Consider the following 20,615-nt stretch of genomic DNA (forward strand, 5'->3'; position numbering starts at 1 on the left):
CGGTGAGTCCGGCAGCGATGAGGGCGGTAAGCCGACCCGGTCGTGCGCTGCGGCTACTTCATTCCCGTGGTGGCGATCCCCTTGACCAGGTAGCGCTGGCCGACGAGGAACACGATGAAGACCGGGATCAGGGTGACGACGGACATCGCGAACAGTGAGCCCCACGACGCCCCGCTGGTGGCGTCCACGTAATTGCGCAGGGCAACGGGCGCCGTCTGCAGTTCGGGTTTGGTCAGGTAGATCAACTGGCTCAGGAAGTCGTTCCACGTCCAGATGAAGGTGAAGATGGCGGTGGTGGCCAGGGCGGGCAACGAGATCGGCAGCAGGATGCGGAAGTAGATGCGCCAGTACCCGGCTCCGTCGATCTTGGCCGCCTCGTCGAGCTCGGTGGGAAGACCCCGGAAGAACTGGACCATGAGGAAGATGAAGAAGGCGTCCGTGGCCAGGAACTTGGGGACGATGAGCGGGAGGAACGTGTTGACCCACTCGATCTTCGAGTACATCACGTACTGCGGGATGATGAGTACGTAGACCGGCACCATCAGGGTCAGCATCATCATGCCGAAGAAGAACGGCCGCCCGCGGAACTTCAGCCGCGCGAAGGCGTAGGCCGCCATGGAGCAGCTGACCAAGTTGCCGAGCAGCGCACCCAGCACGACGATCGCCGAGTTCAGCAGGTACACCCCGAACGGGTGCGAGAGCGCGCTCCAGCCTTCGGAGTAGTGCCCGAAGTCGGTCTTCGTGGGCAGCAGCGAGGGATCACGGAAGATCAGGGCGTCGGGTTTGATCGAGCTGGCGATCATCCACAACAGCGGGTAGACCATCACAAGCCCGAAGGCGATCAGCACGACGTGCTTGAGCCTGGCGCGTATACGGGCCGCCCGCCTGTGTCGGAACGCGGCAGGCGCCGGAGCGGGCGAAGGGGCGGCATCCGCCTTCAAGGGTGTCATCTCACTTACCGTCACCGTAGAACACCCATCTCTTGCTGAAGTAGAAGTTGATCGCGGTCAGGAAGCCGACGATGACCACGAGCAGCCACGCCATGGCCGAGGCGTAGCCCATGTGAAGCCGGCCGAAGCCCTCGTCGTACAGGTACAGCGAGTAGAAGAGGGTCGAGTCCGAGGGGCCTCCCGTCCCGCCGCTGACGACGAACGCCTGGGTGAAGGACTGGAAGGAGCTGATGACCTGGAGAACGAGGTTGAAGAAGATGATCGGGGTGAGCAGCGGCAGGGTGACATGCCGGAACTGGTGCAGGCGGCCGGCGCCGTCGAGGGCGGCGGCTTCGTAGTACTGCTCGGGGATCTGCCGCAGGCCGGCCAGGAAGATCACCATGGAGGAACCGAAGGTCCACACGTGCAGGATGACGAGGCTGTACAGCGCGGTGTCCGGGTTGGAGATCCAGCCGGGCCCGTCGACTCCGAACAGTCCGAGGAACTTGTTCACCAGGCCGTCGGTGCCGAAGACCTGCCGCCACAGGATGCCCACCGCGACCGAGGCGCCGAGGAGCGAGGGCAGGTAGTAGACGGACCGGTAGAAGGCCAGTCCCTTGATGCCCCGGTTGAGGACCATCGCCAGGGCGAGGGCGACCGCGAGCAGCAGCGGCACGCTGAGGACGACGTAGATGAAGGTGACGCTCAGGGACTGGCGCAACCGGGGGTCGTCGAGCATCTTGCCGTAGTTCTCGAAGCCCACCCACTTCGGAGAGCTCAGCAGGTTGTAGTCCGTCATCGAGAAGTACAGCGAGGCGATCATCGGACCGAGCGTGACGCCGGCCATGCCGACGAACCACGGCAACAGGAAGACCCATGCGGTCCGTTCTTCTTTTCTGGCCGCCCGGCTCAGGGGTCTGCGAAGCACAGTCATCGTCCTCGGGTTCTTTGGAGCGGGTGCGGGAATCAGGAGTCGCCCGACGGCGGCTCGGAGGGAAGCGACGTGGCCGGTGAGCTGCGCACGACGGCGACGTCCGCCGCGTCGAGGACGAGGGTCTCCCCGGCCTCGACGCGGCGTCCGGTGATCAGGTCGGTGCCGGAGCGGTCGAGGGTGACGGTCGCCTTGTCCTGCCGGTGGTTCAGCAGGAACAGGTACGCGCTCGTCCGAGTCCGTCGCTCGGTGACCTCGACGCCCCGCGGTGCGGCGTGCACCGGTCGCACCCCGGCGAGGTCCAGGACGTGCTGCACCAGCGCCTCCAGGGCGTCGTCGTCCAGACGTGTGCCGATGTACACGGCACGGCCCCGGCCGAGTTCGTGCTCGGTCACCGCCGCCTTGCCGGCGAGATGGCCCTTGCGGTAGACGGCGAGCGGTCGGGCGGTTTCCGTTTCGAGGTCGTCCTGCCACACCGAGGCGGTCGCGAAGAATCCGCTCAGCGCGGCCTTCTCGGCCGGCGCCTGGACCGGCACCGCGGCCTCGGCGGGCAGCGGAGAGAACTCCTGGACGTGCGCGCCGACGATCTCGCGCAGGGCGCCCGGGTATCCGCCCTCGTGGATCCGGTCGTCCTCGTCGACGATCCCGGAGAAGTACGAGACGACGAGATGCCCGCCGTCCTCCACGAACTTCCGTACCGCCGTGCTTTGCCGGCGTGTCATCAGGTACTGGTTGGGGACGACCAGGACGCGGTAAGGCGACAGGTCGTCGTCGAGGGTGACGACGTCGACGGCGACCTGGCTGTGCCACAGGGCCCGGTAGTGCCGGGCCACGGTGTCCCGGTAGTCGAAGGCGTTGTCGGGGTGGGCGCAGCCTTCCACGGCCCACCAGTTCTGCCAGTCCCACACGATCGCGACCTGCGCGCCGGTGTGTGCCGTGGCGACCTCGTCGATGGCCCGCAACTCGTTGCCGAGCGCCTTGACCTCCTGCCAGGTACGGGTCTTCTCACCTCCGTGCGGGAGCATCGCCGAATGGAACTTCTCCTGGCCCTGGGGCGAGGCCCGCCACTGGAAGAACATGACCGCGTCGGAGCCGTGCGCGACGGCCTGGTAGGAGCCCAGGCGCATCCGGCCGGGCTGCTTGACCTGGTTGGTCTTCCACTGGCTCACCGCGCCGGCCGCCTGTTCCATCAGCATCCAGGGCCGGCCATTGCCGAGCGAGCGCATCAGGTCGTACTGGAAGGCGGCGACGGCCAGCGAGTGGGGCTTGCCCGGGTCGGGGTAGCAGTCGAAGGCGACGACGTCGAGTTCCTTCGCCCACCGGTGGCTGTCGGTCAGCCGGCAGCCGAAGAAGTTGGTGGTCACCGGCACATCGGGGGTGATCGCGTGGAGCAGGTCACGCTCCTGCGTGACGAGTTCCAGCAGGTTGTCGGAGGTGAAGCGGGAGAAGTCCAGCTCACGGGAGGGGTTGACCCAGCCGCGCACGGGCTGGGGCAGGTGCACCTGGGACCAGTCGCTGTAGCGCTGGCTCCAGAATGTCGTGCCCCACCGGCGATTGAGCTCGTCCAGCGTGCCGTACCGCTGCCGCAGCCACGCGCGGAAGCGGTCGTCGCACCGGTCGCAGAAGCAGTCGGAGTGGTACTCGTTGCCGATGTGCCACATGGCCAGACCAGGATGCTTCCGGTACCGCTCGGCAAGCTCGGTGGCGATGCGCCGACTGCGGTCCCGGTAGACCGGGGAGGACGGGCAGAAGTGCCCCCGGCTTCCGATGGCGTGCCGCACCCCCTGCCGGTCGACCGACAGGATCTCGGGGAAGTCCGTGGCCAGCCACGGCGGCGGTGCGGCGTTCGGGGTCGCGAGGTTGACGTGGATGCCGTTCGTCCACAGCAGGTCCATGATCTCGTCGAGCCAGGAGAAGTCGAACCGGCCGTCGGCCGGCTCCAGCACGGACCAGGAGAACACGCCCAGGCTCACGAGCCGCACTCCCGCGGCCCGCATGAGCCGGACGTCCTCCTGCCACACCTCCCTCGGCCACTGCTCCGGGTTGTAGTCCCCGCCGTAGACGACTCCCGGCAGTCGACGGTGAAAAGTGTTCATGCGCGGATCGGACACAGCGGAGACTCCTTTCGAAAGTGCTGCTACGCGTGACTGCTCAGAGCTGGGACTTGATCTCGGAGATGAACTTCTTGGCCGCCGCCTTCGGCGACAGACGGTTGAACAGCACGTCCTCGTTGAGCCGCTGGAATATCTCGGGGACAGCGGGACCGGCCTTCGCGTTGGGGATGTGCAGAGCGGTCGGCTTCAGGGCGTTGACACGGCCCAGGTAGTCGGCGATCCGCTTCTCCGCGGGGGACAGCTCCGGCGTGATCGCCTTGAGCACGTCGGGGTTGTTGGGAACGCCGCGGTCGAACTTCTGGATCTTTGCCGCCTCGGGCGAGTTGACCAGGAAGTCGAGCAGCTCCGCGGCCTCCTTGGGGTGCTCGGTCCGCGCTGAGGCGCCGAAGAAGATGCCGGGCTTGGTGTAGGCGCCGACCTGGGAAGCCCCCTTCTCTCCGGGGAAGAGGAGCAGCTTCGCCTCGCGTCCGCTGGCGCCCTCGAGCGCGCCGAGCTGGGTCACGGACACGTCGGTCATGGCCGCCTTGTGCTGGGCGACCAGGCTCTGCTCGACACCGGCTCCCGACGACAGTGCCTCGACCGCCGCGTCCGCACTGGTCGTGCCACCGCTGTCACGCAGCTTGACGACCCATTCCCAGTAGCCGGCCATGGTTCCCTCGGTGAAACCGATCTGGCTGCCGTCCTCGGTCCAGTAGTCCTCGCCGTGCTGCCGCAGCCACGGCCCCAGGTCGTTGGGGTAGAGCGGCATCACCGTGCCGACCAGACCCTTCGTCTTGGAGACGGCCTTCGAGACCTTCACGTAGTCGTCCCACGACCACTTGGTGTCGTCGGGCATGGGCACACCGGCCTTCTTGAACACCGCCGGGTCCGCGGCGATGCCGAACGCGCTGTCGCCGGCCGGAACACCGTAGAGGCCGCCCTTCACGGTCGTCATCGCCATCGAGTTCGCGGGCAGCTTGTCCGTGTGCAGCACGTCCTTGACCTTCTTCAGGTCCATCAGCTGCCCGTTGTCGATGTAGGAGTACATGAACGGGTCGGTGATCTGCAGGACGTCGGGCATGTCACTGGCGGCCGCGCTGGTCGACAGCTTCTTCCAGTAGTCGTCCCAGTTGGAGTACTCGGGCTGGACGTCGATGTTCGGGTGCTCCTTCTCGAACACCGCGATCATCTGCTTGGTCATCTCGTGCCGGGAGTCCGATCCCCACCAGTTGAACCGGATGACGGTCTTGCCGCCGTTGCTCCCGGAGGAGTCTCCGGCGCACCCCGCGGTCAGGGCGAGGGCGAAGACCGAACAGGTCAGCCCGACCGCCCGGAGTCGAGAGCGTCTGCTCAGACGGGACGAGTGGTTCATGTTGGGGCTCCTCTGCTGCCATCACTGGGCGGTGCGCCCAGACGGGGGGAAACTTCGTCTCAAGAAGCCGACGTGCGCGCCGGCCCGTCTCGCCGCGTGGCGGCGGACTGCACAACTCGGCTGCTTTGCGGGCCGCGAAAGTTACCTGCGGTCCGGGTGCTGGCAGCCGGCCCGGCTCATCGGGATCCCGGGTGGGCTGCAGCGGCTCTGACAGGGGGTTTCGTGAACGTACGCTGGAGCCTTGGGTCGGTGTGCCGAGCTGATCCGCGGGGTTGACCGCGAGCATCGCACCGAGTTGCGGGGCTGTGTGCGTCAGCAATAGTGAACGTTCACGCGGCGAGCGTAGTAATCGACCACATCTCGGTCAAGGGTTCTGTTGGTAACACTTGGGTGCTTAGTGAGACTTCACTGGTTCCGGGCCGATACGGGAGCGGCACGGACCGCGCGGGAACATGCCGGGTCGGCACGTTCCGCCGGCTGTGGACGAGGCGTCCGGGTGCTCCGATCCGCCCGAACGCCCCTTGCGCGACGGCTGGTTGGTGGGGCCGACGGGCTACAGGGTGTGGTTCGTCCTCGCCGGTCCGGACGACTCGCGCAGCACGAGGCTGCAGTCGAGGTCCAGATGCAGTTCCGGCTCGGTCTCCTCGCGGATGCGGCCGAGCAGGGCCTGCATGGCCCGCCGACCCATGGCCTCGCGGTCGAGATCCACGGTGGAGATGGACGGGTTGAAGTACGCGGTGAACTCCTGGTTGTCCCAGCCGAAGACACTCACGTCCTCGGGGACCCGCCACCCGCGGTCCTGGAAGCCACGGATGACGCCCATGGCGACGTCGTCGTTGGCGGCGAGAACCGCGGTGACACCGGAGTCCGCCGACAGGCTCTGGGCCGCGTCGTATCCGGACCGCACGGACCAGTCACCGTCGATGACGGCGTAGTTCTCCAGGCCCCGCTCGGCGACCGTCCGCAGATAGACCTCGCGTCGTTTTCGTGCCGACATCCAGTCCGTACTGCCGGCGACATGCACGAAACGCCGATGGCCCAGGGAGACGAGGTGATCGATGATCATGGCGGCGGGCTCGCCGTCAGCCGTGATCCCGTTCGACCGCATCTGGTCGTCGTACTCACCTATGACGACGGTCGGAGTGTGGTCCAGCCCCAGCTTCTCCAGGTCGCCGATGGGGGTGAAGGTCAGCACTCCGTCTGCCTGACCGGAGTCGAGGAGAGCACGGACACGGTCCCCCCTGACCCGTTCGTCGCCTTCCAGGCCGACGATGTCCAGCTGGTAGCCGGCCGCCTGTGCCTCGGCGGACGCTCCCCGCAGGATCTGCGAGGGCACGAAGGTCGTCATGGCCGGCAGGACCACGGTGACGCGGTTGGACTTGCGGGTGCGCATCGACCGCGCCACCAGGTTGGGCCGGTAGTCGAGGTCGGCCACGGCCTGCTCGATGCGGGCCACCGTCTGCGGCTTCATGCCCCCGTTGCCCCGCAGAAAGCGCGAGACGGTCTGATGCGACACTCCCGCGTGCGCCGCGACGTCGAGAATCGTGGGACGCTTCCTGGACGGCGGCTTCGGCCGTTTCACGTCCCGCTCCGATCTCTCCGGTCCCGTGTCCGCGTCCACCGTGCCGCCCCCCGCCGCATCTCCGCGCCCCGCACGCCCATCGGTACTGTACTGCCGAGTTCTCCAGGGCAGGCCGGGCCCCTGACTGTTGCTGTCTTTCCGGAGCCGACCGCATCAGCCGGTCCTGCCCGGCTGCCCTGCTGATCGTCCGGCCCGGCCGGCCGCATCATCCCTGTCCGGGACGTGCGGCCGGCCGCCGAGTCCGCCGTCACCGGGCGGCACGCGTTCCTCATGTCAGACCTGCAGAGTCCAGTGCTGGTTCGTGTGCTGCTCGTCGTTCCAGCAGGTGTACTGCAGCAGCCGCGCCCCGTCCGTCGTCAAGGCCCGGTCCACGTCGAGGCACTTGCCGGAGTGCCGGGCGATGATCTCGACGTAGCCGGTGCCGGTGTCGCTCAGCCGCCACTGCTGGCTGGTGCGGCCGTCGCAGGTCTGCTGGACGATCGCGGCCGAGTTCGCCGTGGAGGAGCCGGCCACGTCGAGGCACAGTCCCGAGTGCCGGGAGAGGATCTGGTAGTAGCCCCCGCCGACTTCGTGCAGCTGCCACCGCTGGTCGTCACCGCCCGAGCAACCGGCCTGTTCGATCGCGGCCCCGGCCGTGGTCGAGGAGCCGACCGCCTCGGCGCACTTGGCCGAGTGCCGCGCCTTGAGCGTCGTCGTGTCGGCCAGCTGGGACAGTTCCGACGAGAGCACGGGGACGTAGAAGTCGGTGATCCCGGCGATGTTCGGATGCGTGCCGCTGCCGCCACTGCCCGGGTAGCCGCCCACGAGTCCGTCGAAGGTGTACGCCACCCGCTGGGCGTCGACGCGCGTGTCGAGCGTCGCGTCCCCGAAGACGTCGGCCACCGCGACGCCCCACTTCTGGGCGGCCTGCAACTGCACCTGGCGCAGGGCGAGCTGGGTGTCCCAGTCGCGCGAGCCCATCTTGTGGGCGGCCACGTAGACCAGCTGGGCGGTCGGCCACTTCTGCCGCATCGTGTAGATGGTGGTTTCGAGTGCCCCGGCATAGGTGCCGGGGTCGAGGGTGGCGGGGTCCTGGGAGCCGCTGACGGTGCCGACCTCGTAGGTGTGCGAGTCGTGGATCTCCATCGCGTCGTTCGTGCCGCCGTCGAAGACGACGAAGTCGGGCGCCTGCGAGCTCGCCGACTTCACCTGGTTCAGGATCTGTCCACCGGTGGCGGTGGGCGCCGGGCCCACGGTCGCGCCGTTGCGCGCGTACTTCGTCAGCGTCATGCCCTCGCGTTCGGCGACGAAGTTCACGAAGCTGCGCGCGTACTGGTGCCCGTAGACGATGCTGTCACCGAAGGCGTAGACGGACGAGCCGGCGAGGGATCCGTAGGCGGGGTTCGCGGGGCGGGTCAGGCGGAAGTTGTCGATCGACTGCACGCCGGTGCCGTAGTAGTTGCAGGCGACGAGCTTCGCCAGGTTCTGTCCCGTGATGCTCTTCGTGGCGGAGACCAGCACCTTCGGCGCGGCTTCCTTGCTGGTGACCGTGTACTGGACCTTGCCGAGGGTGAAGTCCATGTGCAGATCGACCGTGTACCACTTGGTCCGGTCGAAGCTGATCTTGGTCCAGGCGGGATTGAGTGAGTCCGGGGCGGAAGTGGAGTCCGAGTCGGGGCCCGTCGCGGCGTAGCGGAATTCCGCGCCGGTCGCGGCGATGCCGAAGACGAGGCGCCCGGCACTGTCGCGCAGTTCGAGACCGGTCTTCATCCCGGTGTTGCTGATGGCGGTCTTCCAGTCGAACCGCAGGTCGAGTGTCTTCTCCTGGGTGATCGACGACGCGAAGGGCCGCACGGACGTCGTGTAGTTGCCCATGCCCTTCGTGACATCCAGTACGCCGTTGCCGACGGCGGCCCCGACAGGAAAACCGAAGTTCGCAGGGGTCGTCTGAGCGTCGAACGTCTCGTTGATCAACGTCGCGCCCGGCGTTTCGGCGGCGGAGGCGGCCGGAGCTGCGAGGAAGGGGGCGAGGAGCAGGATGCCGGCGGCCAGGGAGCCGGCCCATCTTCGGGGCCGACGGCCCGTTCTGCGCATGACCGTATACACGTTGATCTCCCTTGATCTGGTGATACCGACCGGTGCCCGGCGGGGAAGAGGGGGATCCCGGCCGCGGCTCGGCCCGAGGGCCGCACAGAAAGCCACGAAGTACCGGGAGTGATGAGGTGTCCGACAACAGCAGGGGCAACTTAGTGATCGTTCACCTTGGCGGTCAAGAGGTCTGCGGGTGATCGTTCACTTCGCGGGAGTCCCACCGGCACGACCGGAGCCCACCCGCCCTGGACTGCGACGAAACTCTCCCCGTTCACACCATTGACACACAAGCGTTTCAGACAGTCTTATGTGCGCCATCGTTGGTTTCAGTCAACCTCCGATCGCCAGGGCCCCGCCATCGCCTGTCGGCTCGATCGCGCTGCGCCCGACATCCCTGCCTCGAAGGTTTCCTACGGGCGCCATCGAACCCCGAATCGTGATCGTTCACTATCCGGCTGAAGTTCTCACCTGACACGGAGGTAGTGCAATGAAGTCGAACACCGGCACTTGGTCGCGCCGCAGATTCCTCGCCACGAGCGGGGCGGCAGCCCTCGGGGGCATGGCGCTGAACCTCGTCGGCGGCCTCCCGCGGGCAGCCGCGGCCGGCGGTGTGGTGTCCTACGTCGACACATCGAGGTCCACGTACGACAAGATCGCCCTGATGGTCGACGGGAAGCCCTTCTTCCACAGTGGCGTCCAGTTCCGGTACGAGAAGCACAAGTACACGTTCGGCTGGACGGACGCCCAGTTGAAGCCGGTGCTCGGGATGATCCGCGACGACGGGTTCACCGTCGTGAACATCCCGATCTGGTGGTCCAAGGTGGAGACCTCGAAGGATGTTTTCGACTTCACCGACATCGACAAGTACCTGGCCTGGTGCGGGGAGTACGGCCTCAAGCTGGAAATCCTGTGGTTCAGCCATGAATCGACCGGTTCGTCCCTGGCGGCCCGGATGCCGGCCTACGTGATGAACGACTACCAGGCCGTGGTGAGGTCCGACGGCACCAAGCTGACCCTGAACGGCAACCCTCTCCTGGACAAGACCGATCCGAACATGCTCGCCAGGGAGAAGCATGTGCTCGGTCAGCTCATGGCCCACATCGCGTCCGTCGACACCGCTCACACCCTCATCGGCGTCCAGGTGCTGAACGAACCGAACGTGTCGAAGCAGCAGGGCGGCCAGTCCATCGACCGGAGCTACAGCACCTACAGCACCAACCTGTGGAACAGCGGCGGATACACCGACGCGACGAAGTTCCGCAAGGACGTGCTGCTGAACTACCTGACCCAGCTGGGACAGGTGATCAAGCAGTCGGACCACTCGGTGTACACCCGGACCAACATCGCCGGCAGCGGGGACACGGTGCCGGTCGCCGAGAACGAGGTCCTCAGGGCCCAGGGGACGGCGACCATCGACTTCTTCGGGAAGGACCCGTACACCACGGGCCTCGACACGCTCTACAACTACGGCAGGGACGCCACCTGGGCCCAGGGGAAGAACTTCCCCATGATCATGGAGAACTTCGGCGGAACCCCGGCAGCGGACGTCGAGAAGTTCAACGCCATCGCCGGCAACACCGCCCACAATCTGTACGCCGCCCTGGACCCGGACTCCAGCACGGGCAGCAGCGACCATGGTCTGTACGACTTCAACCCCACCACCAAGGTCGTCACCCGCCAGGCCGTCTCGGACAAGGTCGCCCGGCTCAATCACGCGCTGAACAAGATCCACCGAGACCTCGCCAGCAGAACTCCGGTGGAACGCGGCGGAACCAACCTGCAGACCTTCAACCGGGGCGCGACCGCCAGCACCACTGCCGTCAAGCCCGTGGGCGGCGTCAACATCACGTTTGCGACATCGAACGGTGCGCAGGCATTCGGCGTCAGGCGCGGTGCGGCCGAGTTCGCTTTCGCCACCACGACCCAGGCCACGTTTACCCTGCCGGGAACCATCGGCGTCGTACGGTCCGTCGAAACCGGACAGTACGACGCGAACGACAACTGGGTGAAGTCCGGCACCAAGGCGTACAGCACCGTGTCCGGGAACACCGAAATCACCCTGGCGGCCGAGGAATGCGTGCGGGTCTCGTACCTTGTCAGCGGCGCGCGGTACAAGCTGAGGAACACGTCCTCGGGCAAGTACCTCGACACCGATGCGAACGGTGCGGTCATCCTCTCGGCCGCGACCACCTACGACGACCAGGACTGGATCGTCGCCAAGGACTCGTCCGGCTCCTGGACCGTCAAGAACGCGCGGACGGGACGCTTCTATCTGGAGACCAGCGCCGGCGCCAACAACGTCATATGGAACACCGGCACTGTTTCGGACGCCTCGCTCTGGAACCTGGAAGGGGTCGCGACAGGCGGGCTCCGCGTCCGGAACACCCACACGGGAAGGGCCTACCTGTACGGGAACTCCGCGGGTGAGGCGAAGTGGAACACGGGAACACAGGACGCGAACACGGTCTGGGAGTTCCAGCCGAAGTAGCCGCCCCCGCCGTCCCTTCTCCCGCGAGGCCGGAAAGGCCGTCCACACGGGGGAGGGGGCGGCGAAGGGTGCCCGTGTAATGATTGCTGCATGACTCAGGCCGACGTGTTGCGGGCTCTGGACGCCAGGGCCGCCGGCCAGTGGGGCCTGGTGACCACCGCCCAGGCGAAGCTGGACGGCGTGCAAGGCGTCCAGCTCCTGCGGCTGGAGCGCTCCGGGGCGCTGGAGAGTGTCGGCCACGGGGTCTACCGCCTGGCCGCCTCTCCCCCGCCGGAGCACCTCAGGATCAAGGTCGCGTGGCTGCGGCTGGACCCCGGGACCCCGGCGCGGGACCGCCGCACCGACGGCGCCGGGTCGGGCGTCGTCTCCCACACCTCCGCGTGCGCGGTGCACGGCCTGGCCGGCCCACCCGCCGACTTCGTGGAGCTGACGGTCTCCTCACGCCGTACCACCCGTGACGAGACGGTCGTGCTGCACCGGAGGCACACGGACGCCGAGGACATCACCGTCGTCGACGGACTGCCCGTCACCACCGTGCCGCGCACCGTCGTCGACCTGCTGGAAGACCGTGCCGACGCGGCCCGTACGGGCACGTTCGTCGCCGAAGCCGCCGCCCGGAACCTGGTACGCCTCGACGACCTCGCGCCACGGGTCGCGGCCTTCGCCGGTGCCTACGGGCTGCCCGCGGAGGCATCCGGCACGGACCTGCTGGAGTTTCTGTGCGAGCAGGCGGGGCGTCCTCTGCCGGCGCGGAAGGCCGGTCGGCCCGCCGGGAAGGCCGCCGGCCCGAGGGCGGCCGCCGGCCCGGAGAGGAAGCGGCCGACCATATGGGAGGTCGCCAAGCGGGCCGGCGTGTCGCACCAGACCGTGTCCCGGTTCCTGAAGAACGACAGCGGCATGAAGCCGGCGACGCGAGCGAGGATAGAGCGGGCCGTCGCCGAGCTGGACTACCGGCCCAACCTCATGGCGCGGTCGATGCGCACGCAGCGGTCCCACCGGATCACCATCGTGCTGCCCGAGTTGCGCGGCTTCGTCCCGATCCCTCTGCTGAGGGGCGCCTCGGCCGCGGCGCACGAGGCCGGGTACATGACCGACGTCGTGGGGCTGGAGGGCGGCGAGTCGCGGCGCGCCAGCAGCGTGCTGTCCCTGCTGGAGACCCGGCAGGCGGACGGGGTGCTGTCCCTGGTGCCGCTGGGGGACCTCGCCGGCGGCCAGGGCGCCGGGCAGCGGCCCGTGGTGGTGCTGGGCGAGTACGACGACAACCTCCAGTCCCGGGGACGGCTGGCCGACGGACGGCCCGCCGAGAAGATCCTGCGCCACCTCGCCGACCGGGGACACCGCCGGTTCCTCCACGTCGCCGGCTCGCAGGACTGGGCCTCGGCACGCAACCGGAGGGCGGTCTACGTGGAGGCGATCGAGCGACTTGGGTTGGAGTCCTACGGCGTCGCCGACGGCGACTGGTCCGTGCGCTCCGGCTACGAGGCCGCGCGGGACCTGCCCGCCGACTCCGGCGTGACGGCCGTCCTGGCCGCCAACGACTACGTCGCCCTGGGTGTGCTCCGTGGCTTCCAGGACCGCGGTACGCGGGTGCCCGAGGAGATGAGCGTCTTCGGCTGGGACGACGAGGAGTTCACCCAGTACTTCTCGCCGAGCATCTCGACGGTCCACATCAACAAGGAAGAGGTCGGCCGCCAGTCGATGCTGTCGCTGCTCGCTCTTCTGCGTGGCGAGCCCGAGCCGGAGGCCGAGGTCACGGATCTGTTCCACCTCGTGCCGCGTGGGTCGAGCGGCCCGGCCCCTCGCTGAGTCCCTCCGGTCCCCCCGGGACGTCACACGAAAAAGTGAACGATCACTACGCAACTCTTGACCGTCAAGGTGACCGTTCACTACGTTCATTCTGCCGCCGCGTTCACATCGGCGAGAGAGCCGAGTTCGTCCGACAGAGCCGTTCCCCTCGACCGCACGGCCCTGCGTGCGCGCCCTCGGCCGAGCAGCTCGAACCGACCTCCTTCGTCAGCGGTTTGACGACCCCCAGTGCCGCGCCCAGGCAGCGCCCGAGCTTTTACGAAAGAGCCACATGACTGAGTACAGCCAGCCCGCGCGGGTGGCGATCGTCGGCGCCGGAAACATCGCCGACGGCTGCCACATGCCCGCCGTCCAGGCCCAGGACGGCGACGCCACCGTCATCGCCGTCGTAGACGTCGACCTGCAGCGCGCCGAGGCCTTCGCCGCCCGCTGGGGCATACCCGCCGCCTACGACAGCCTCGACCGGATGCTCCAGGAGCAGCACCCGGACCTGGTCATCGTCTGCACGCCCCCGATCGCCCACGGCGAGGCCATCACCGCCTGCCTGGACGCCGGCGCGTGGGTGTGGTGCGAGAAGCCTCCCACCCTCTCGGTGGCCGAGTACGACGCCGTCGCCGCCCACGAGCGCGAGGGTGGCCCGTACGTCTCCTACGTGTTCCAGCACCGGTTCGGGTCCGCCGCCCGGGCCTTGCGGGAGCACATCCGCACCGGCCGCCTCGGCGCTCCCCTGGTCGGCGTCTGCCACACCCTGTGGTACCGGGACGACGCCTACTTCGCGGTCCCCTGGCGCGGCAAGTGGGAGACCGAGGGCGGCGGCCCCACCATGGGACATGGCATCCACCAGATGGACCTCATGCTGTCCCTGATGGGCGAGTGGACCGAAGTCCGCGCCGCCATGGGCACGTTGGCCCGCGAGGTGGAGACCGAGGACGTCTCCATGGCGATGGTCCGCTTCGCCGGCGGCGCCATGGTGTCCATGGTCAACAGCCTCCTCTCCCCGCGCGAGACCAGCTACCTGCGCTTCGACTTCCCCGAGGCCACGGTCGAACTGTCCCACCTCTACGGCTACGACAACTCCCACTGGACGTGGACCCCCGCACCCCACCGGGCCGGCGCCACGGCCGTGCAGCTCGGAGCACCGCTCGACGACGAAGCCAGTTCGCACGCCGCGCAACTGCGTGTGCTGCTGCGGTCGCTGCGCGCCGGGGAGCGCCCCGAGGCCAGTGGCGACGACGGCCGCCGCGCCCTGGCCTTCATCGCCGCCCTGTACGAGTCGGCGCGGACCGGGTGCCCCGTCACCCCGGACATGATCAGCCCGGCCAGCCCCTTCTACCACTCCATGAGCGGTCGCCCCGGCGCCGCCCGGGACAACGCCGCCAAGGAGAAGACCGGTGTCTGACAATCACTTCCGCATCGACCACGACGCCGCCGGAAGCCAGTTCGTGGTCTCGGCCGCGGGCACGGACCTCGCCACGTACGTCTACCGGCCGGACACCCCCCTCGAAGAATCCCCCAAGCCCTACCTCTATCCGCTGAGAACCCTCTCCGGCGCGCCCGTGGGCGTCTACCGGCCCTGGGACCACCGCTGGCACAAGGGCCTGCAGATGACCTGGTCGCACCTGTCCGGCGACAACTTCTGGGGCGGCCCGACCTTCCAGCAGGGCGCGCCCGGCCACGGCTACGTCTGGCAGGAGAACCACGGCCGGCAGGTGCACCGCGCCTTCGAGCCGCAGGACCTCGGTGGCAGCGAGGTGTCCGTCGTCCAGAGCCTGGACTGGATCTCCTCCCGGGACGAGGTGTGGATCGACGAGACGCGCACGCTCCGTTTTCACAGTGCCGACACCGCCGGCGGTGTCTGGGCGCTGGACTTCACCACCGCCCTGACCAACGTGCACCGCGCACCACTGGAGATGGGCAGCCCCTCCACGCACGGCCGCCCCAACGCCGGCTATACGGGACTGTTCTGGCGCGGGCCCCGGGCCTGGACCGGTGCGGACGTCATCGCCGACGGGGGCCACGAGGGCGACGCCGTCATGGGTACCCGGGGCGCCTGGGCGGCCATCGCCGGTGAGCACGATGAACTCGACGGCGGCGCCACGGTCCTCGCCTACGCAGGCACCACCAGCGCCTCCACCCCACTGACGTGGTTCGCCCGCACCAGCGCCTTCGCCTGCCTCAACCCCTCGCCGGCCTTCGACACGGAGATCAAGCTGGAACCCGGTCAGACGCTGCGCCTCAACCACCGCCTCGTATTCCTCGACCGCATGGTGGATCGCCACGAACTCGAACCGATCGCGCAGGAGTTCGCGCTGTGACCTCACTCCCCGACTTCCCCGGAGCCGTGGGACTCAGCCACCTCGAGGCCTACCCCTGGCCCACAGCGGACGACGAACACGGCGGCTCACCGCACATGCACCTCACCTGCATTCTCCGAACTACCGGGGCGTCCCGTGGTCAGGTGACAGGACGATCAGTCCTGCGGGGAAGGGGCCGGTATGGGGCCGGAGAGCTGCTGTGAACGGCGCGGGTGTTAGCTTCCCTCCCGTGTTAAAACACCAGGACGAGACCAGGGCGGCCTACGACGGGGTCGTCGAACTGTATGCGTCGATGTTCGCTAATCGGTTGGAGACGCAGCCATTCGCGCGGAACATGATCGGCACCTTCGCCGAGCTCGTGCGTGGCACGGGGAACCTGCGGGCAGCCGACGTCGGGTGCGGGCCCGGCCATTTGACGGCCATGCTGCACGACTTGGGGTTGGACGCCTTCGGGCTCGACCTCTCCCCGGCTATGGTCGCCCACGCCCGGCGGGCCCATCCGGCGCTGCGGTTCGACGAAGCGAGAATGGAGGCCCTGCCGGTCGAGGACGGCGCGCTCGGCGGAGTGCTGGCCCACTACTCGATGATCCATACCCCACCTGAAGAATTGCCCGCGCTGCTCGCTGAGCAGGTGCGTGTCCTGGCACCAGGGGGCCTGCTCCTGGCGTCCTTCTTCGGAACCGAGGGGCCGGAGCCTGTCCGCTTCGACCACAAGGTGGCGCCTGCCTATAGCTGGCCGGCGGAGCGGTTTGCCGAGTTGCTGGCCGGTGCCGGACTCGTCACGGTGGCTCGGTTGCTCCACGACCCAGCGTCCGAGCGGGGCTTCCTCGACACCCACCTGCTGGCCCGCCGCCCGTAGAACGTGGCCCGTGGCCGGGGTCGGGTGGTGTAGATCATCCGCGTGGACGAAGCTCGTCCAAACGCCGCGTTCTGTGGCGGTGTCCGCTGAGCACGCCGGATTGACAGCCGTTCAGTCACGCAGGCCCCGGCGGGGTGGCCGCCGCAGTGGTGCGAGCAACGATCTCCCGGAAGGTAGGAATTCCCAGGTCGACAGACTCCTGCTTCCGGGAGATCTGGGCGTCGAGTTGGGCAAGCTTCTCCTCGGCGTGGGTCAGGCTGCTCTGCAGCCCCTCGATCTCGCCGAGCCAGCCTTCCCTTTCGGCTTCCAGGATGCGCGTGAGGAGGTTGTCGCGGATTTCGACAAGCCGGGGACGCTCTGTCGCGTGGACGATCAGGACGGGGCATCTGACACAAGCGTGTTCGTGAGCACAGTCAGTTCCGTATGCGCGACCGCAGTCGCCCAGGGCGAGCTTGCGGCGCTCAAAGTGCCCGAGAAACTCTCCCCACTCCTCAGGTGTGACGGTGCGGTATTCATCGGCAGGCCGCAGAGCCCGGCGCCGGGCGATGAACGCTCGGTGTGCCTCGATGGCATCAGTGGGGTAGATCGCGGCGTATCCCATCGTCGTTCCGATGTGGTCGTGACCAGCGATGACCTGGGCGATGTGAGGCGGCAGGCCGTTGAGGATGGAGTCCGTGATGAAGATCCGGCGGAAGTCGTGGGGCTGAAAGATGAGTGGGTCACCCGCGCTGTCCGTCAGACCTGAGGCCAACAAGGTGACGTCAAGTCCCCGACGGATCGTCGCTCGTGACAGCGGACGCAGGTAGCCACCAGAGCGATCCTGGAACAGGAGAGGCATCGGCGGGTTCCAGACCCGCTCATAGTGGTCATAGCTACGAAGAACAGGGACTCTCCCGTCCGAGCCTCGGACTCGAGAGACGACCGTGCTCAACACATCCGCCAGCTCCGGCGCGACCAAGACAAGTCGCTCTTGGTCGGTCTTCGACGGGGCGATCTGCAACAGCGGAACGGTCTGTCCGGTGGTGGGGAGCTTGTAGCTGACGATGCTGTGATGCCCCAGCTCGAGGAGTTCCTCGATACGAATGCCGGTGTGCCGCAAGATCTCGATGGCAGCCCACCCCCAGAATGCGCTGCGCTCCTCACCCGCGAATGAGCGCCGGGTGCCCTTCGCATCCCAGGCATGGATCGGGCGCCCGTCAGCGCATTTACTGAAGCGCGGGACTCTGAAGGTCTCACCAAGCACGCTGAAATCCGAACCGAGCGGGGCAGCGTTGAGTGCATCGAGACGTGCAGTGGCCTCTTTCAGCAGGCGGTGAGCCGTCTTCACCAGCGTGGGCAGCGCCGGCAGGCGCTCGCGAGTACGTTGGTCCATGCGGGCCTTGAGCTGCTTCTCAGCCTTTCTCCCCGAGCACTCGGCTTCGCTGATCGGGCAGGGCGCCACCCAGGCAGCCCACTGGCCGGGGTCCTCCACTGCCCACTCCGCCAGGTCCAGGTAGAAGGCTCTGACCTGGGTTTTGATCCCGATTGCACCTCGGCGTGGCTCTGTGAACTCACGAAATGATCCGTCGGGCAGACGCTTGCGGACGGTCTTCGTAGCCAGGCGGACCTTCCAAGCAGTGATCACCTCAGCAGGCAGCCGAAGAGAGTCGATGCCCGGATGATGCCGCTCCAGGTCGCCCCAGAACCGAAGCGCCAGCGAGATCGTGAGCGCCTGCAGCGTCGTGAAGTCGAGCCCTACGGACCGATGGGAGAGGTAGGCGACCAAGAGATCGCGGATCGGACGGCACTGCAGTTCGTAGCGGTCGACAAGGTCCGCCGGGGTGAGTTGCCCCGTACGGTTCGAGATCCGGAACAGCGTGTGCGGTGCGTCTGCTGGAAAGAGACCCAAGTCGCGTAGCCAGGTATAGGCGAGCTGGATCCGACCATTGCTGTTGCGCGGATTCTTGCTTTGCCAGAGCAGCAGGTCGCCGACGACGATGTCCTCGATGGCGCCGCCTCGGCAGGCCATGATCTCCGCAATGGTCTTCAGTCCGGACGAGACATTCGCAGCCGAGATGTTGGTCGGCAGTGAAGCTCTCAAGCGGGCGAACCCCTCGGGGTCGCGTGTGGTCTCCAGAGCCGGCCGAAGATGCCGCGATCTTGACCCGATGAGGAATTCCGGGTCGGGTCTGACGGCATCCGCGCAGAGCAGCGACAGCAGCCCGACGAGGAGCGTTTCACGGCGAGATACTCGCCCTTCCGGGCGGGCCCAGGCTGCGAAGGCATCCCCCCACCCCTGCGACGCAATGTGCTGGCCGTGGGCAGGGCTCCTCTGCCAGCGCTGTTGCCAGGTTTCTCCCGGAAAGGTCATTAGCCAGTCGAGGAGGAGGCGGGCCCCGAACATCCGATTCGCCTGGGCCCTGGGTTCCACAGCTCGTAGCGGTGGGCGAGCCAGCCGCTCAAGGACCTCTTCACGCGTGACCGCGGTCGCTTCCCACGTGCTTGGTCTTTCCCGATGCGGGAATCGGCTCATCAGCTTGAGCTCTTCGGCGCCCACCATGCTGGTGACCCGCGGAACGAAGCTCGAGCCGACGTGAGTCGCAGTGCTCGTCATGACTCGTCCCGACCGAAGAGGATGGACAAGGAGTCGGGGTTGTAGGACGGCTCGTCAACAGGCACAGGGGTCGCCTCGCGTCGTTTCTCCTGGCGGGCGTGGTGGGCAAGGCCGGCTCTGATGACGTCGTCTCCGGTCGGACGGTTGTAGATGTCCAGGGTCGACAGGTACTTGTGGCCGAGGATCTTCTGCACGTAAACCGGCGGCATGTTCGGGTCATCGAGCATCAGGAACGTCGCCGTGTGCCGCAGATCGTGAAGGGTCCAGTTAGCGCCCAGGAGATCGTTGGCGCGGTTGAACATCATGCGCGCCGCGTCGTACTCCAGCGGCCGCCATGGGCGCCGCAGCGTCCACCACAGCGGATGATGACGGTCCCGAGGGACGCCTTTCTTCCAGGCGGACTCTTGGTAGAGCCGCAGCCAGACGAACGCGTCAGGGGTGGCGGCCAGGTCCTGGTAGTCGCGGGTGCCCTTGCGAATCACACTGATGGTCTGCTCGCCGACAATCGCGCCGCCCTGCTTGACCGTGAGCAGCTCCTCGGCGCGGGCGCCAGTGGCGACCCAGAAGGCCAGCAAGGCGCGGTCACGATAGGAACGGAGCCCGGCGAAGACCTTGGTGTACATCTCGTCGGGAATCCGCCGCGGAACCCGCTGCGGAACGGTCGGCCGGTAGAGGCCCGTGCGTCGGTTGCGGTGCTTCTTCCCACCATCACGCTGTGTCCCGAGCTGGGACAATCGGCGCCCACGGACCAACGGGAAGGGGTTCACCAGCAACGAACCGGTGCTTTCATCCAGATGGAAGTTGTAGAACTCCCGCAGCACCGTCTCGCAATGAGCCCGGGTTGCCGGCGAGTACTTGGCCCCGACCGTGGGCTTACCAGTCACCGGATTCGGTGTCCCCGGCGCCGGCCTGCCAGTGCGAGGCGGCGGGACCTTGGAGAGAGCCTTGCCGCGATGGCGCCAATGGATGCGCGTCGGCTTGTCCGCCACCTTCATCCACAACATGAAGTCCCGGGCGTCTTCCCGGGTCGCACGATCCCACTCGATCCCGAGCGCCCATAAGAACCGGAACCAGCGCAGCAGATCCATGCCGTACGAACGCGGCGTCAACGGCGAGCTGTCCCTCGCCATCAGCTCCTTGAGGTAGAGCGCAGCGGGCGCGACCGGCCTCCCGAGACCATCCAGCACCCTGTACGGCTCCCAGGGATCTCCCGTCTTCAGCAACTGGCCTAACTCAGGCAGGACAAAGTTCCTCAGGTCCCTTCCGGACCGCTGCTCATCAAGCACCTCGGGAAGCTAGCAGATACCTGGTCTGACCTGCGAAGACAGCTGAGTTAGTTCGGTTAACAGGCCCGGAGTGCTACATCGTCATCAGTGGCCGCGGCCGACTGGAGACCCTCAACCACACACAAGGGACTCACGACGACCGAGCTGCATCCCGGAGACGTCGTCTGGTTCACCCCCGGCACGATCCACCGAGCCATCAACGACGAGAACCTGCGCGTGATCGTCGTCATGCAGAACAGCGGCCTCCCCGAAGCAGGCGACGCCGTCATGACCTTCCCGCCCGAGTACCTC

At 67.4% G+C, this 20,615-nt stretch carries 13 protein-coding genes and 1 pseudogene; 6 read left to right on the forward strand and 8 right to left on the reverse strand.

Going from position 1 to position 20,615, the window contains the following annotated elements:
• Positions 1 to 53: 53 nt before the first annotated feature.
• The 6 genes from AQJ84_RS22085 to AQJ84_RS22110 all read right to left on the reverse strand — a co-directional run bounded on the left by AQJ84_RS22085 (position 54) and on the right by AQJ84_RS22110 (position 8,980).
• On the reverse strand, positions 54 to 848 hold the full coding sequence (locus tag AQJ84_RS22085) for a carbohydrate ABC transporter permease (protein ID WP_225877410.1): 795 nt from the start codon (positions 846 to 848) through the stop codon (positions 54 to 56).
• Between the two features lie 103 nt (positions 849 to 951).
• Entirely contained in the window at positions 952 to 1,863 is a 912-nt protein-coding gene (locus AQJ84_RS22090; RefSeq protein ID WP_051870190.1) for a carbohydrate ABC transporter permease, read from the reverse strand.
• A gap of 32 nt (positions 1,864 to 1,895) precedes the next feature.
• Entirely contained in the window at positions 1,896 to 3,956 is a 2,061-nt protein-coding gene (locus AQJ84_RS22095; protein WP_030044010.1) for a beta-galactosidase, read from the reverse strand.
• A 55-nt stretch (positions 3,957 to 4,011) separates the two neighbouring features.
• Positions 4,012 to 5,325 (reverse strand): ABC transporter substrate-binding protein, encoded by a 1,314-nt coding sequence (locus AQJ84_RS22100; RefSeq protein WP_051870191.1) that lies wholly within the window; start codon positions 5,323 to 5,325, stop codon positions 4,012 to 4,014.
• Between the two features lie 553 nt (positions 5,326 to 5,878).
• Entirely contained in the window at positions 5,879 to 6,946 is a 1,068-nt protein-coding gene (locus AQJ84_RS22105) for a LacI family DNA-binding transcriptional regulator (protein WP_318716598.1), read from the reverse strand.
• A 234-nt stretch (positions 6,947 to 7,180) separates the two neighbouring features.
• Positions 7,181 to 8,980 carry an RICIN domain-containing protein gene (locus AQJ84_RS22110; protein ID WP_053190435.1) on the reverse strand — a complete coding sequence of 600 codons (1,800 nt, stop codon included), beginning with the start codon at positions 8,978 to 8,980 and terminating at the stop codon, positions 7,181 to 7,183.
• 484 nt (positions 8,981 to 9,464) lie between these two features.
• Between AQJ84_RS22110 and AQJ84_RS22115 the strand changes: the two genes are divergently transcribed.
• The 5 genes from AQJ84_RS22115 (at position 9,465) to AQJ84_RS22135 (ending at position 16,445) form a co-directional block, all read left to right on the forward strand.
• On the forward strand, positions 9,465 to 11,465 hold the full coding sequence (locus AQJ84_RS22115) for a DUF4978 domain-containing protein (protein ID WP_107082644.1): 2,001 nt from the start codon (positions 9,465 to 9,467) through the stop codon (positions 11,463 to 11,465).
• Positions 11,466 to 11,555: 90 nt separating this feature from the next.
• On the forward strand, positions 11,556 to 13,271 hold the full coding sequence (locus AQJ84_RS41145; protein WP_079076141.1) for a substrate-binding domain-containing protein: 1,716 nt from the start codon (positions 11,556 to 11,558) through the stop codon (positions 13,269 to 13,271).
• Between the two features lie 271 nt (positions 13,272 to 13,542).
• The gene (locus AQJ84_RS22125; RefSeq protein ID WP_030041717.1) at positions 13,543 to 14,670 is read left to right on the forward strand and encodes a Gfo/Idh/MocA family protein; all 1,128 of its coding nucleotides are present in this window, start codon (positions 13,543 to 13,545) and stop codon (positions 14,668 to 14,670) included.
• Positions 14,663 to 15,586, forward strand: coding sequence for a DUF6807 domain-containing protein (locus AQJ84_RS22130; RefSeq protein ID WP_211276881.1), 924 nt, complete (start codon positions 14,663 to 14,665; stop codon positions 15,584 to 15,586). The genes AQJ84_RS22125 and AQJ84_RS22130 overlap by 8 nt, the downstream gene beginning before the upstream one ends.
• A gap of 229 nt (positions 15,587 to 15,815) precedes the next feature.
• Positions 15,816 to 16,445: a class I SAM-dependent methyltransferase gene (locus AQJ84_RS22135; RefSeq protein WP_030041714.1), complete on the forward strand. Its 630-nt coding sequence runs from the start codon at positions 15,816 to 15,818 to the stop codon at positions 16,443 to 16,445.
• A 115-nt stretch (positions 16,446 to 16,560) separates the two neighbouring features.
• Here AQJ84_RS22135 and AQJ84_RS22140 read toward each other — a convergent pair whose 3' ends face one another.
• Together AQJ84_RS22140 and AQJ84_RS22145 are read right to left on the reverse strand one after the other, a co-directional pair.
• Entirely contained in the window at positions 16,561 to 19,038 is a 2,478-nt protein-coding gene (locus tag AQJ84_RS22140; protein WP_037803304.1) for a site-specific integrase, read from the reverse strand.
• On the reverse strand, positions 19,035 to 20,324 hold the full coding sequence (locus AQJ84_RS22145) for a tyrosine-type recombinase/integrase (RefSeq protein ID WP_030041712.1): 1,290 nt from the start codon (positions 20,322 to 20,324) through the stop codon (positions 19,035 to 19,037). The genes AQJ84_RS22140 and AQJ84_RS22145 overlap by 4 nt, the downstream gene beginning before the upstream one ends.
• A gap of 87 nt (positions 20,325 to 20,411) precedes the next feature.
• Here AQJ84_RS22145 and AQJ84_RS41150 point away from each other — a divergent pair.
• Positions 20,412 to 20,615, forward strand: a pseudogene (locus AQJ84_RS41150) (hypothetical protein); the annotation flags it as partial.

Source organism: Streptomyces resistomycificus (genome assembly GCF_001514265.1).
Classification (GTDB): domain Bacteria; phylum Actinomycetota; class Actinomycetes; order Streptomycetales; family Streptomycetaceae; genus Streptomyces; species Streptomyces resistomycificus.

Coding starts and splice junctions, on each gene's coding strand:
- AQJ84_RS22090 (WP_051870190.1), bottom strand. CDS start 1,863: ATGACTGTGCTTCGCAGACCCCTGAGCCGGGCGGCCAGAAAAGAAGAA.
- AQJ84_RS22095 (WP_030044010.1), bottom strand. CDS start 3,956: ATGAACACTTTTCACCGTCGACTGCCGGGAGTCGTCTACGGCGGGGAC.
- AQJ84_RS22100 (WP_051870191.1), bottom strand. CDS start 5,325: ATGAACCACTCGTCCCGTCTGAGCAGACGCTCTCGACTCCGGGCGGTC.
- AQJ84_RS22110 (WP_053190435.1), bottom strand. CDS start 8,980: ATGCGCAGAACGGGCCGTCGGCCCCGAAGATGGGCCGGCTCCCTGGCC.
- AQJ84_RS22115 (WP_107082644.1), top strand. CDS start 9,465: ATGAAGTCGAACACCGGCACTTGGTCGCGCCGCAGATTCCTCGCCACG.
- AQJ84_RS41145 (WP_079076141.1), top strand. CDS start 11,556: ATGACTCAGGCCGACGTGTTGCGGGCTCTGGACGCCAGGGCCGCCGGC.
- AQJ84_RS22125 (WP_030041717.1), top strand. CDS start 13,543: ATGACTGAGTACAGCCAGCCCGCGCGGGTGGCGATCGTCGGCGCCGGA.
- AQJ84_RS22140 (WP_037803304.1), bottom strand. CDS start 19,038: ATGACGAGCACTGCGACTCACGTCGGCTCGAGCTTCGTTCCGCGGGTC.